This window comes from Thermanaerothrix sp. (genome assembly GCA_026417795.1).
Classification (GTDB): domain Bacteria; phylum Synergistota; class Synergistia; order Synergistales; family Synergistaceae; genus Thermanaerovibrio.
On sequence record JAOACP010000008.1, the window covers coordinates 51,210 to 65,231 of the forward strand.

Genomic DNA, 14,022 nt, shown 5'->3' on the forward strand with positions numbered 1-14,022 from the left:
GTCTCCTTTCCTCTCCAGTGCAGCCCCTAAAGGGCGCCGTCACCGTTTACCAAAAGATGTGAACCGCTTTCCTCCATGCCCTCCAGGAGCACCTTCATCCTGAAGACGCTCTCCAAGGACCTCTCCCCCTCAAAGAAGGCCTTGAGGGCCGCCTTGACGGGCCTAAACGCCTGGGTAAGCTCCACCCGGATGAATGGGTCCTCATAGGCCCATCCAGAGAAGGTCCTCTCAAGGGAGCACCTGATGCCCCCCTCCTTCCAGCATATGATCCCCTCCGCGGCGGCCAGGGCGTTGTCCTCCTCCTTAACCATGCCATCCTGGCTCAGGAACAGCCTGGGCTTCGTCTCGTAGGGCCTCCCGCCCTCGTGGACGCAGAAGGTCTCGCAGTTGCCGCACCGGTTGCAAAGGTCCTCCACGTGCACTATCTGCCGGTCCTGACGTATCTCCACGTACCGGGCGGGCGCCTCCTGCACCCTGTCCCCAAGACAGCGGAACGCCGGCACCAAGGCCTCAGAGGGCACCACCCGCACCGACACGTTGGCCCTGTTGGGGCACACGTCCACGCACTTGTCGCACACCACGTCGCAAGACAGGCAGCGCCTGGCCTCCTCCATGGCGTCCTCCCGGCTCAACGGAAGCTCAAAGAGGTCGAAGTCCCTCCCCTCCCGCCTCGCCTCCCGGCGGGAGCGCACCTTAACGGTCCTGCGGAGCTTTATCTCCTCTATCTCGTCCTCCGTAAGGAGCTCCTGCGGCGCCTCGCACCTCACCGCAACCCCCAGGGCCAGCGCCATGGACCGGGCGGCGGACCTGCCGTCCGCGCAGGCGGCTATGACCGTCTTAGGACCTCTTACAAGATCGCCGCCGGCGTACACCCCCGGCACGGAGGTGAGGTGGCTGGGATGCACCTTGGCCTTCCCGTCCGACAGCTCCACGGAACTGCCATCAAAGACCACGTTACCCTGGGACTGGCCTATGGCGGCTATGACCGAATCGCAGTCCAGCCGGAAGGTCTCGTCGGTGGCCACGGGCCTGGGCCTTCCGTCGGGGCCAATCTCACCCAGGCGGTTCTTGCGGCACAGAAGCCCCTTCACCGCGCCGCCCTCCAAAAGTATCTCCTCCGGAGAGGCAAGCTCCAGGATGGAGCCTCCCTCCTCCAGGAAGGCCTCTATCTCCTCCGCCTCGGCGGGCATCTGGTCCCTGGTCCTGCGGTACACCACCTTGACGGAAGCCCCAAGCCTCATGGCGGTCCTGGCGGCGTCCATGGCGGTGTTGCCGCCCCCTATCACCAAAACCCTCTCCCCAATCGCGGGCCTATCGCCTCTTGAGACTAGGTCAAGGAACTTGAGGGCCCCGAAAACCCCTTTCCCATCCTCTCCCGGGATGCCCAAGGGGCTGTCCACCGGGAACCCGGTGGCCACGTAGACCCCCTGGTACTCCCCAAGGAGCGACTCGGGGGAACCCTCCACTGGGCTGTTGAACCGGAACTCAACCCCAAGGGCCTTAACCCTCTCCACGTCCTTCATGAGGGCGTCCTGGGGCAATCGGAAGCTGGGGGCCAGCCCCATCATCCCGCCGGGCCTGTCGGAGGCCTCAAAGACCGTCACCTTGAAGCCCATCATGGCGAGCTCCGCCGCGGCGGCCACGCCGGAGGGCCCGGCGCCGACCACCGCCACCTTAAGGCCGTTGGGCTCAGGGGCCTTCAGCGAGGCGTTGCCGTACCTCTCCGCCGCCCTCTTGAGGGCCCTTATGGCCACGGGCTCGTCGATCTGGTTCCTGGTGCAGCGGTCCTGGCATCCGTGGGGGCACACGTGGCCGGTAACGCCGGGCATGGGGTTCCTGCGGAGCACCGCCTCAAGGGCGCCGTCGAAGTCACCCTTGGCTATGCGCCGGGCGTACAGGGGGACCTCCTGGTTTACAGGGCAGGCGGCGGAGCAGGGGGCCTCCACGCAGTCGAACATGGCAAGGGGGGACGGGGACTTGGGCGGAACCGCCTCCACGTAACGGTACTTGGGGCTTCTGATGCTCTCCCGGGCCAGATCCTCCAGGGCCATGGGGGCGTCCTTGGCCAGCTCGTCCAGGGAGGAACAGCCCTTCTCCTTCAAGGCCCGCTCAAGGCTCCTCACGCAGGAGGCAAGACGGCCGTAGCCGCCAGGCTTAAGTATCTCCGAGGCTATGGTGACGGTCTTAACGCCGCAGGCGAAGAGCCGGTCCACGTTCTCCTGGTCGGCGCCAGCGGAGAAGGACACCGGAAGGTCCGGGAAGTCCTTCCTTATCTTGTTGAAAAGGTTCACCGCCAAGGGGAAGAGGGGGCGGCCGGACATGTACATCTCCCCGCCGGGCATCCGGCCCTTCCAGTTCTCCATGGCCAGGGTGTTGGTGAGCTTAACCCCGAAGGTTACACCCTTCCGGCGGGCAAGATCCGACAGGTTCCGGAGGATCTCCACCGCCTGGGGGTACTTGAGGTCGTGCTCGAAGGCGGAGTCGGGGATGTGCAGCTTCTTAAAGCCCAGGGAGTCGTTCAGTATGGAACGCACCGTCTCGGCCCCAAGAAGGGTGGGGTTGAGCTTCACGAACACGTGGAGCCCACGGTTTATGAGGTACGAGGCTATCTTCTCTATCTCGTCGGGGGGACAGCCGTGCATGGTTGAAAGGGTGCAGCCCGCGGATATCTTAGAGGGCACCTGGAGATCATCCATATCCGGCAGGTACTCCTTGAGCACCTTAAGGCACCGGGAGATCTCCTCCGACGCGTCCTCCATGGAGGCCATGAACTGCTGCATCCTGGGCCGCAGGATGCCCTCCATGTTGTACCCCACGCTCATGTTGAAGATGGTGCCGTCGTTTACATCGTCCCAGCCCAGCAGCCGGGGCATAAGGTGCACCAGCACCCAGGCCTTGGCGTACTCCGCCGCGGATCTCTCGAGCTTGAGCTCCTGGGACCACTCCACGTTGTACCCCTCGTCCTCCATGTCTATGCAGGGCCGCTCTATGACCAGCTCGTCCATTATCTGCACCGTCTTGAGCTCCATGTAGCGGGCTCCGCAAAGCCAGGCGGATACGATGTTCTGGACCAGCTGGGTGTGGGGCCCCGCGGCGGGACCTATGGGGGTGTGAAGCTTATCGCCGAACAGGCGGCTCACCATGGGGGAACCGGGGTCGGGCCTGAAGAACATGGCCTTGGGTATCCCGTATATGGACCCCCTGGTTCGGTACTCCTCCAGTATCCAGTTAAGATGCTCCTCAAAAGTCAAAGGGCGCATGTAGTCTCTCATGGCTTACCTCCTAGGATGCCAAGGGCGTGAGAAAAGCGAATGACGAAGACCGAATCTAAAACCGCTCCCAAACCTTCACCGCCCGCTCCCGGGCCTTGGCCATGATCTCCTTGGGGTCCAGGGCGGTGAAGTTCCTGTCCTTGTAGAGCACCTTGCCGTCCGCCACGGTGTGCACCACGTGGGACGTCAAGGGGCCGAACAGAAGATGCCCGTTCACGTTCTGTTGGCTAATCGGGGTGGGAGGATCGTAGTCGAAGACCACAATGTCCGCGGCCCATCCCTCCTTGAGGACCCCCCGCCTCACCGAGAAGTAGCGGTTGGCTATCTCGAAGTTGTTCTGGAAGAGCATGGAGGGAACCTCCCCCCAGCCCACGTTGGGGTGCCCCACCGAGTGCTTCACCAGGGCGTTGGCCATGGCGTAGGACCTAAGCATGTCGCACACGTACCCGTCGGTGCCAAGACCCAGGAGGATGCCCTTCTCCACCATGCGCAGCACCTTGGCGGCCCCCACCGCGTTGCCCATGTTGGACTCCGGGTTGTGCACCACCGCGGTGTTGGTGTCCTTGAGTATCTCCATCTCCTCTTCGTCCACGTGGATGCAGTGGATGGCCATGGACTTAGGGCCTAAAAGGCCGAACCGGCGGAACCGGTCCACGATGCTCAGGCCGTGTCGGCGCCTGCACTCGGGCTCGTCGGTCTGCCCCTCCGCCACGTGGACGTGAAAGCCCGCGTAGTCACCGGAGGAGGCGCAAAGGTCCAATGTCCTGTCCGAAAGGGTTAGGGAGGCGTGGAGCCCGAAAGTGCCGGCTATCCTTCGCCGGTCCCCCTTGTTGGCGTGGTCTATGAACTGCCGGTTCTCCCTTATCCCCTCAAGGGCCTTGTCCTCCCCGTCCCGGTCGGACACCTCGTAGCAAAGGCAGGCGGACAGCCCCATGCGGTCCACCGCCTCCGCTATGGCGAAGAGGCTGCCGGTTATGGCGTTGGGGCTGGCGTGATGGTCCAGCATGCAGGTGCAGCCGCACCTTATGGCCTCAAGCAGGCACACCTCCGCGGAGATCTTCACGTCCTCAAGGTCCAACGCCTTGTCAAGGCGCCACCAGAGCCTCTCCAGCACCTGCACGAAGTCCGACGCGGGCTCGCCGCCCTTTCCGCCGAAACCCCTCACCAGAGCGCTGTAATAGTGCATGTGGGCGTTTATGAGCCCTGGATGCACAAGTCCCCCCCGGGCGTCCAGGAACTCCGCGTCTTTATGTTTGGACTTCAACTCCTCGGTGGGGCCGATCTCCACGATCGTACCCCGGTCGCACAACACCGCCCCGTCTGACAGGAACGGCCTTTCAGGATCCCTGGTAACAAGACGCCCCTTTCCCACTAGAAGCATGTCTTCCCCTCCCAGCTTTATGCCAAACTAAGCGCCCCCGCAGAGGGCCGGGGCCTTCCTCGCCCAACCCCGGCCCCTGCTCAGCCAGACCTTATTAGGCTTAGGGCCTTGGAAGATGCCCGAAGGTGGGGAACTCCCCGTCCCAAACCACGGACCTGTAACGGTCCGGGTCCGTGTCCCCCTCGGTGCTGAAGAGCAGCACCCGGGAGGAGGAATCCAGCCCCAGGGCGTCCTTAAGGCCCTTAAGCTCCTCCTTGCCCATGAGGTAAGCAAGAAGCCCCGCGGTAACCGCCCCGGACTCCCCGGAGACCACCCGCTGGTCCCCCTCAAGGGGGTTGCCAAGGACCCTCATGCCCCTGGCGGCCACGTAATCGGGGCACGAGACGAAGGCCGCCGCGTAGTCCCTCAATATCTCGTAGCCGATGATGTTAACCTCACCGCAGGCAAGCCCCGCCATGAGGGTGAATAGGTCTCCGCCCACCGCCCGGGGCTTGCCGTCCCCCGCCACGGCGGACTCGTAGTAACAGGCGGCGGCGCTGGCCTCCACCACCACCACCTTGGGAGCCGACTGACCGAACCGGGCCCTCAGAACCCCCTGAACCGCCCCAGCCAGGGACCCCACGCCGGCCTGGATGAACACGTGGGTGGGCATATCCTCACCCTTGGCCTTGAGCTGATCCAAAGCCTCCACCACCATGGTACCGTAGCCCTGCATGATCCAAAGGGGTATGTCGGTGTAGCCCTCCCAGGCGGTGTCCTGCACCACCACCCAGCCGTGCTTGCGGGCCTGCTGGTCCGTGTAGCGCACCGCATCGTCGTAGTTCATGTCCAGTATCTCCGCCTCGGCCCCCTCGCCCCGTATCTTCTCCAGCCGGAACTGGGCGGAACCCTTGGGCATGTAAACCACCGCCTTCTGGCGGAGCATCCTGGCGGTCCAGGCCACACCCCGGCCGTGGTTGCCGTCGGTGGTGGTGGCAAAGGTTATGTCCCCAAGCTTGGACTTGACCTCGTCGCTGGTGAGGACCTCAAAGGGAAGGTCGGAGATGTCCTTGCCGAGCAGCTTCGCAAGGTGCATGGCGATGGCGTAGCAGCCCCCCAGGACCTTGAAGGCCTTAAGCCCGAAACGGTGGGACTCGTCCTTCACGTGAACCGCCCCAAGGCCAAGCCTCTTGGCCAGGCTGGGCAGCGAAGCCAATGGGGTGGGCTCGTAACCGGGCATGGTGGAGTGGAACCCCACCACCTTGTTCATCTCCTCCGGCGAGAACCGGTCCACCGGAGCGCTCCCCCTCATGCCCCTCTCGGGACCGTTGACCACGTAGCGAATCTCTTCCAAAATAAACACCTCCAAGGGGTCAGTTGCCCCTGAGATACCTGTATATGGTCTGCTCCGAAACCTCCAGGCGCCTTGCGGCCTCCGCCACCGCCCCTTTGAGGAGGAATATCCCCTTCCTGTCCAGCTCCTCCACCACGGACTTCTTCTCCTCCGCGGTCATCCTGGAGGGGGGGATGCCCCTTGAGCTCAACACCTGGTCCATCTGCTGATGCATGAGGTTTTCTATGGAAAAGTGAATAGGATGAGGCGGCGCCGACTCCTCGCCGTTCTTGGATATGTTGAGGAAGGAGCCCAAGACCTTGTAGGCGTCCTGCACCCGGGATATGTCCAGGTTGACGGACAGCATGGCCACCGGCTCCCCGGTGGAAGGGTCCTTTATGAAGAGGGAAGAGAGCCTCAAGGGGCGGCCGTCCTCCAGGACCCCCTTGTAGTTGACCTTGTAGGGCCGTCCCTTGGATTCCCTTAAGACCTCCAGGGCGTAGTCGGTGAGGGAATCCCCCTCCCGGCGGCCCGATATGTGGCCGTTCCTTATGGCCACCACCGAATGCTCCGGGTCCCGCAGATCGTGGAGGACCACCTCCGCCAGGTCGCCTAAGACCTCCGCCAGGAAGTCCACCATGGGCCTTGCAATCTCGATGATCTCGTCCGAGGACATGGGACCACCCCGTAGATGGGAATTTTTTATCGTGATGTTTTTTTCTTTTCGTCAACCTTATACACCCTTGCGCCTCCCGTGTCAATGTCCCTCGGGGGTATCGATTCCAGCAAATTTCGCCAACTGACCGTACCCCCCAAATAGCCCTTGGCCGAACCTAGGCCCCGTCGTCCTAGCCTAAGCGGAAGATGAAGGGCCCAGGCCTTCCAAGCCGCGCTGAGCGCACAACAAAGGCGGCGGGGACAGCCCCGCCGCCTTCGCAACCGGTTCCGCTAAAAAACGCAAGCTCCCCTGGGACTACTTCATCCCAACCCCTATGCCCCTCTCCTCGGGGGTGCCGGGGATGAGGCTGTCGCAGGTGGCGGCGCATATGCCCGCCACCGCCATGGGGGTCTTGAGGATGGCCCAAACCATGCCCCCCAAGGTGGACAGGAACTGACCGTAAGCGGGGTTCATGAACAGCATCTGGTTCTTCTCCACCCACCCAGGCAGGCCCAAGGCCATAAGGAACGCAAAGCCCACCACCACCACGTTCCTCTGGCTTCCCATGTCCGCCCTCATGAGGGTCTGGATTCCCAATGCGCCTATCACGCCGAAAAGGGAGATGTAAGCGCCGCCTATCACCGGCGATGGCATGGTGGCTATAAGGCCTCCAAGCTTGCCGATGAAGCTGAGGAGTATGAGGATTACGGCACCGGTGCGGACCACGTAACGGCTGGCAACTCCCGTGAGCCCTATGAGCCCTATGTTCTCCGTGTAGGAGGTGGTGCCCACGGAACCGAAAACCCCCGAAAGGGCGCAGTTAAGCCCCTCGGCCCCTATGCCGCGGCTTATCATGTCAGGGGTCGGGTCGTCCAAACCGGACACGTAGGAACAGGAGTGGTAGTCCCCGATGGACTCGATCATGACCGCGAAGAACCCCGCCAGCAGGGCGCCGAAGGCCAACAGGCTGAACTTGGGCATCCCCCAGGGGAAGACCACGTTGAACCGGAACCATGGGGCGGAGGCCACCTTGCCAAGGTCGATGTACGCGGGATGCCCCGGGGCGAAGATGCCCATGAGGGAAGCGGCAAGGCAGATGAGATAAGCTATCACGATGGAACCCAGGACCGCGAATATGTTGGCGTAACGGTTCTTGCTCACCAGGCTGAAGATCATTATGAGCGCCACCACCAGCAGTGATATGGGCCAGTAGTTGGCGGCGTTGAACTGGATGGCCACCGGCGCCAGGGAGAAGCCTATGGCCATGATGACCGGCCCTATGACCACCGGGGTTATGACCTTCCTGATGACGCCAACTATGCGGCTGTAGCCGATGAAGGACAGCAACAGCCCCCCAGCGATGAGACCGCCCCCCACGTACTGCATGACCACGTTGGGCCCCATGGCCTTGTAGGCCCCTATGATGGTCATGATGGAGGGGATGAAGCTGAAGCTGGACCCCTGGACTATCGGAAGGCCGGTACCCAGCTTGGGGTTGGTCTGGATGAGCGTGGCCACCCCCATGCCGAAGTACACGCAGGAGATGAACGCCCCTATCTGAAGGGTGTCCATCCCCATGGCGGGACCGAATATCAAGGGCACCAACGTGGTGGCGCCGAAAAGGGTCAACACGTGCTGGGCCCCCGCAAGGATCATTATGGGTAGCGGCGGCTTGTCGGGAAGACCGTACACTATCTGCTTCCTCGCCATATCATAAAACCCCCTCTCCAGTTCTCTTCCAAAGCCGTCCACCATCTACGCGCAAACCACGACCTAAAAAGCCCGCCATCACCACCTTCTAAACTTCTAAAATTTCAGAACAATAGACCTCCCCAAAAGGGGGCGAGACGCCCCGCCCCCCAAAGGACCGCCATAAGGCCAGCAGAGGCTCTAAAGCCACTCCTTTATGGCCTTCCGGTAGTTCTGCTCCTGCACGTAGGGGTACTCCCAAAGGTCGGTCTCCCCGTCCTTGGCCATCTGAACAGCCTTGTACACCCGCTCCTTGGAGAACGGATAAGAGTGTATTCTGATGCCAAGGGCGTCGTAAAGGGCGTTGTCTATGGCCGGCGCGGGAGATATCATCGAGTGCTCCCCTATGCCCCGGTTGCCGTAGGGCGAAAGCTCCTCCGGCGTCTCCTCCCAGAAGATGTCCATGTTGTCCGGCAGGTCCATGGTGGTGCTCATCTTGTAGTCCGTGAAGTCCGGAGTGAGGAGCTTCCCGTTCTCGTCGTAGTACATGCCCTCCAAAAGGCCCGCGGATATGCCCTGGATGGTGCCGCCCTCTATCTGGCCCCTCACGTTGATCGGGCTTATGGCCTTGCCCACGTCGTAGCCCGCCGCCACGTTGTTCACCACCACCTCGCCGGTGGCGGGGTCAACCTCGATGTCGATCCCCACGGCACCCACGGTGAAGTGCACCACGCTCTTCGGCGACTGGCCGGTCTCCGGATCCGGGTACACCACGTCGGGGGGCACGAACGTGCCGGTGCCTATCACCGGACCTCCCACGTGCTCCCCGTCGGGCATGTGGAAGCCGTTCTGGATCCGCTCGTCCAACCTCTCCGCCTTGCCAAGCTTCCGGCACTTCACCACCCCGTGCTCTATGGTTATGGCCTCGGGTTCCACCTGCCAGTAACGGGAGAACAGGGCCAACACCTTCTCCCTGGCGTCCGCCGCGGCCCTCTTCACCGCCATGCCCATGGACCAGCAGGAACGGCTCGCCACGGTCTGCCAGTCATAGGGGTGGCTCTGGGTGTCCGGGTAGTAGCACTTCACGCTCTCAATGGGAACCCCAAGCTCCTCACACACCATCTGGGCATAGGCGGTGTAGGCCCCCTGCCCCATGTCCATGGTGGCCGCCAACACCTCAACGGTGCCGTCACCCAACACCTTCACTATGGCGCTGCTGGACGCGTCCGCCGGCATGGCGGGGGCCTTTATGGCCAACGCAAAACCCTTGCCCCTCTTCCAGCCGGGACGCTTCGGGGGCTCCTTCTCCCCGAGCTTTATCTTCTCCACCACCTTGGACACTATCTTGTCCAGCGCGTGGTTGTGCATGGGCATGCCGGTGCAGGTGGGAAGCCCGGGCTTCAGCATGTTCTTGAGCCTGAACTCAATGGGATCCATGCCTATCTTGTTGGCGGCTATGTCTATTATGACCTCCATGGCTCCCATGAGCTCCGGAAGGCCGAATCCCCTGTAGGCCCCGCCGAAGGGCTTGTTCGTGTACACCGCGTAGCTGTCGGTCCACACGTTGGGCACGTAGTAGCAACCGGTGGAGGTGTAACCGGCGCTCCGCACCGGGTTGGCGCCGTACTCCGCCGAAACCCCGGTGTCGAAGAAGAAGGTGTTCTTTATGGCCTGGATCTTGCCTTCCTTGTCTATCCCAAGCTTTATCTTCGCCACGTAACCCTGGCGCACCCAAGAGGATATGAGCACCTCCTCCCGGGGGATGTGGAGCTTCACCGGACGGCCCTTTATGTCCGGGTCCATGGCGGCGGACAGGCACATGGCCTCTATGGTCATCCCCGCCTTCCCTCCAAACCCGCCTCCGATGGGGGGGGCTATGACCCTTATCTTGTGAAGCGGATAGCCAAGACCCTTGGCTATTATCTCCCTCACCGCAAAGGCGGACTGGGCGGAGCTCCATATGGTAAGGTTCCCGGTGGCGGGGTCCTCCTGGCAGATGCAGCAGTGGGGCTCAAGGAACCCGTGGGCTATCTGCGGACAGGTCACCGCCTCCTCGATTATGTACTCGCACTCCGCAAAGGCCTTCTCCACGTCGCCCCGGCGGATCCTGAACCAGTTGGCTATGTTGGTCCCCGGCTGAGGCGTCAGGTACGGCACGTGCTCGTAGCTTCCAAGCTCCGGATGCACCAGCACGGAGTTGTCCGTGGCGGCCTTAACGGGATCGAACACCGCCGGCAGCTCCCGGTACGTGGCCTTGACCTTCAGCATCCCCTCCTCCGCCGCCTCCTCGGTCTCCGCCACCACCAGCGCTATGGGCTCGCCAACGTAGCGAACCTTCCACACCGCCAGCGGCGTGCGGTCCTGAAGGTACAGCCCGAAGTGGTGGACGAACATGTCGCCGGTTATAACCTTCACCACCCCGGGGACCTTCATGGCCTCCGAGACGTCTATGGAGACTATCTCACCGTGGGCTATGGTGGACCTGGCGGCCCGGGCGTGCAAAAGCTCCGGACCGAACCGAAGGTCGTCCGCAAACCTTAAGGTACCCGCCGCCTTCTCCTCGTCGAACTTCCTGGTCACCCAGGTTCCAACCCCGTGGTTGGTAACGGTCTGCTTCATGGCGATCCTCCCCTCATGCTCCGCAGCAGGACATCATCTTCGCCGCCTTGCGCACCGCCCGGAATATGCCCTCGTAGCCGGTGCAGCGGCAAAGGTTACCCGAAAGGGCCACCTTCATCTCCTGGTCGGTGGGGTTCGGATTCCTCTTCAGAAGGTCGTACACCGCAAGGACCATCCCAGGGGTGCAGAAGCCGCACTGTATGGCCCCCTCCTCTATGAAGGCCTGCTGAACCGGGTGCAGCTTGCCGTCCTTGGACACCAGCCCCTCGGCGGTCATCACCTCCCGGCCCTCCGCCTCCTGGGCCAAAACCATGCAGGACTTCTGAAGCTTGCCGTCCATTATCACCGTGCAGGTGCCGCACTCACCCTCCTCACAGCCCCTCTTCACGCTGGTGACCCCGTAATCCCTGAGGGCCCTGAGAAGGGTGGTCCTGGGCTCCACTTCCATGGTCACAGGCCTTCCGTTCAAGGTGAAGCTTATGGTCTTCTTAGACATCTGGAACAGCCCCCCTAAAGACTCTCAAGGCACTTACTTATCGCCGTGGCGGTGAGCTCCCCCACCATGGACAGGCGATACTCCCTGCTGGCCCGCACGTCGGTTATGGGGTTCACCGCCCCCTTGGCCTCCTCGCACACCCTGGCCATGAGCTGCGCATCCACCTGGGACGCCCCGTCCAGCAGCGCCTCCGCCCTCACCGCCCTCACGGGAACCGGCGAGACCGCCCCGTAGGACAGCCGGTACTTCCTGCCGGAAGGGCCGTCCGTCACAAGGCACGCCACCCCAACCTGCGCAAGGTCCAGGGCGTTGCGGCGGCCAAGCTTGATGTAACAGCCCGCCGAGGGCCCCTCAGGAACCGGAAGGGTTATCCTGGTCACCACCTCCCCGGGCTTAAGCACGTTGCGCCTGGGGCCGGTTATGAACTCAAGGATCGGAACCTTCCTCACCCCCTCATGGGAGGCCACGTGGACGACCCCCTCGTAAACGCAGGTGGGGGGGATCATGTCCCCGGAGGGAACCGAGGAGCATATGTTGCCCACGTAGGTGGCCTTGTTCCTTATGATGTGGTCCGAATGGGACATGGCGGCGTCCACCAGGGCGGGGTAAAGCTCCCTGGCCTTTGAAAAGTACGCCAGCTCGTTCAGCGTCACACAGGCCCCCACCGACAGCCCCTCTTCAGGGTTAAATTGAATCCCGTGAAGCTCGTCTATGAGGCTCAGATCCACCACCAGCTTGGGCTGGACGGCGTGCTTCTTCATCCAAACCAGAAGGTCCGTGCCGCCGTTCTTGGCCCAAGCCCCCTCCTTCTGGAGAAGCTTCATGGCCTCCGCCAAGGTGGCGGGCCGCTCTAGCTCAAAGGACAGCATAAGGTCACACCCCCATCTTCAAAAAAAGGGGCGCCCCAAACAAAGGAACGCCCCATAAGATCTTTATTCCTCGGCGAAAGCCACGATGCGGCTTATGCAGGACTCGCCGCCCTCAAAGCGCCAGGGGAAGCAGCCGATGGTGACCCGCTTGCCGGAGAGAAGGTCGATGTCACCGCCAAGGCACTCGGCGTGGATTATGTTGTGGGGGAACAGGTCGATGTGCATGAGCTGGTAGTCCTCGGGAGGGAAGAAGTCGTCCAAGCCCTTGCCGTACTTCTCCTTGAGGTGCTTGTCCGCCATCTTGGCGTGATAGGGCATCCACTCCCGGATCTTGGTGTTCATGGGGTGGTCGGCGGAACCGCAGTCCACGCCTATCCACTTTATCTTCCTCTTCTTGCACCACTGGGCGAACTCGGAGGTGGGGCCGGGGTGCATCACCATGTACCTCACCTCGTCCGCCTCGGGCTGGTCCCAACCGTAGCGGTGGTAGCCGGTGTTGATGATGAGGATGTCCCCGTCGTGAACCTCCGCCCGCTCCTCGATGTCCTTGCTGGTGTAGATGCCGTAGTCCTCCGCGATGTCCCTTATGTCCACCACCACACCGGGGCCCACCAGGTAATCCTTCAGCTCGAGGCTGGCTATGTCGCAGCCGTGGGTGCAGAAGTGAAGGGGACCGTCCAGGTGGGTGCCCACGTGGTTGGAGTGGGTGAGAAGCTGCCCGTTGGCCCCGTTGGGGGCAAGGCGCTTGAAGAACTTTATCTGCAGCGGCTCGTAGGTGGGCCACGCGGGGGTCAGATGGCTTATGGGGATCGTGAGGTCGTAAACCTTTATGTTGCCCCAGTTCTTAAGTTCCCAGTTGGCGCTCATGTTCTATTCCTCCTCTTAACTTTTATTTGTACGCAAAAGCCCTAAGGGCTTTACCGCCCGATCGCTGATCATCCCAGCTCAACGCCGATCAAGGGGGCTTACTCCCCGTACTTCTCCACGAAGGCCTCCGCCGCCTTTATGAACGCCTCCGAGGGCATGCGGACTATGCCGGCCCCCACCTGGCCGCGGCCCGGCTCCTTGTGGGCCGCTCCGGTATCCAGGACCGGTGTTATCCCCGTCTCCGCCACCTTGAGGATGTCTATCCCCGTGGGGGTGCCCCGGAAGTTGAGGGACGGGATGGAGTAGACGTTGTTCTCCCCAAGGGTTATCTCGTACATCTCCAAGGTGTACTTCGCCGCGTCCTCCGGCGTTCCGCCGATGAACTGCACTATGGCCGGCGCCGCCGCCAGGGCGAACCCGCCTACCCCCAAGGTCTCCATTATGGCGCTGTCCCCGATGTCCCGGTTCACGTCGTCCTTGGTGTAACCGGGGAACAGCAGCACGTCCGGCAGCGCCGCCTCGCAGGTGAACCAACGCTTCCCAAGCCCCGACACCTGGATCCCCATCTCGGTGCCGTTCCGGGCCATCACGGTCACCAGCGACGAACCCTCCACCTCATGGGCCGCCTCGGTGCTGGCCTTGGCCGCCGCCATGGCTATGTTGAGGAAGAAGTGGTCGTTCTTGTCTATAAACCTCACCACCTCCGCCAGGTCCCGGCAGTTGGGGGCCGCCTCGATCATGAAGGGCATGACCGCCCTTAGGAACAGGCTGGTCCCAGCCTTGTTGCGGTTGTGCATCTCGTCCCCCATGTGCAGCGCCTGGGCTATTATGTTCTTTACGTCTATGCCCCCCTGCACCT

General features: G+C 62.5%; 10 protein-coding genes. All 10 read right to left on the bottom strand.

What is annotated here, in order from left to right:
* Positions 1-26: 26 nt before the first annotated feature.
* Positions 27-3,272 (bottom strand): putative selenate reductase subunit YgfK, encoded by a 3,246-nt coding sequence (ygfK, locus tag N2315_02910; GenBank protein MCX7828139.1) that lies wholly within the window; start codon positions 3,270-3,272, stop codon positions 27-29.
* A 55-nt stretch (positions 3,273-3,327) separates the two neighbouring features.
* On the bottom strand, positions 3,328-4,653 hold the full coding sequence (gene ssnA, locus N2315_02915) for a putative aminohydrolase SsnA (protein ID MCX7828140.1): 1,326 nt from the start codon (positions 4,651-4,653) through the stop codon (positions 3,328-3,330).
* A gap of 100 nt (positions 4,654-4,753) precedes the next feature.
* On the bottom strand, positions 4,754-5,986 hold the full coding sequence (gene dpaL, locus N2315_02920; protein MCX7828141.1) for a diaminopropionate ammonia-lyase: 1,233 nt from the start codon (positions 5,984-5,986) through the stop codon (positions 4,754-4,756).
* Positions 5,987-6,005: 19 nt separating this feature from the next.
* A complete protein-coding gene (locus N2315_02925) occupies positions 6,006-6,641 on the bottom strand; it encodes a PAS domain-containing protein (protein ID MCX7828142.1) in 636 nt (211 codons plus the stop codon).
* A gap of 297 nt (positions 6,642-6,938) precedes the next feature.
* Positions 6,939-8,333: a purine/pyrimidine permease gene (locus tag N2315_02930; protein ID MCX7828143.1), complete on the bottom strand. Its 1,395-nt coding sequence runs from the start codon at positions 8,331-8,333 to the stop codon at positions 6,939-6,941.
* A 180-nt stretch (positions 8,334-8,513) separates the two neighbouring features.
* On the bottom strand, positions 8,514-10,931 hold the full coding sequence (locus tag N2315_02935; protein MCX7828144.1) for a xanthine dehydrogenase family protein molybdopterin-binding subunit: 2,418 nt from the start codon (positions 10,929-10,931) through the stop codon (positions 8,514-8,516).
* Between the two features lie 13 nt (positions 10,932-10,944).
* On the bottom strand, positions 10,945-11,427 hold the full coding sequence (locus N2315_02940; GenBank protein MCX7828145.1) for a (2Fe-2S)-binding protein: 483 nt from the start codon (positions 11,425-11,427) through the stop codon (positions 10,945-10,947).
* A 14-nt stretch (positions 11,428-11,441) separates the two neighbouring features.
* Positions 11,442-12,296 carry a xanthine dehydrogenase family protein subunit M gene (locus tag N2315_02945; protein MCX7828146.1) on the bottom strand — a complete coding sequence of 285 codons (855 nt, stop codon included), beginning with the start codon at positions 12,294-12,296 and terminating at the stop codon, positions 11,442-11,444.
* Positions 12,297-12,359: 63 nt separating this feature from the next.
* On the bottom strand, positions 12,360-13,163 hold the full coding sequence (locus tag N2315_02950) for a cyclase family protein (protein ID MCX7828147.1): 804 nt from the start codon (positions 13,161-13,163) through the stop codon (positions 12,360-12,362).
* A gap of 98 nt (positions 13,164-13,261) precedes the next feature.
* Positions 13,262-14,022: DUF1116 domain-containing protein (locus N2315_02955; GenBank protein MCX7828148.1), on the bottom strand; the 761-nt coding region annotated here is incomplete at its 5' end.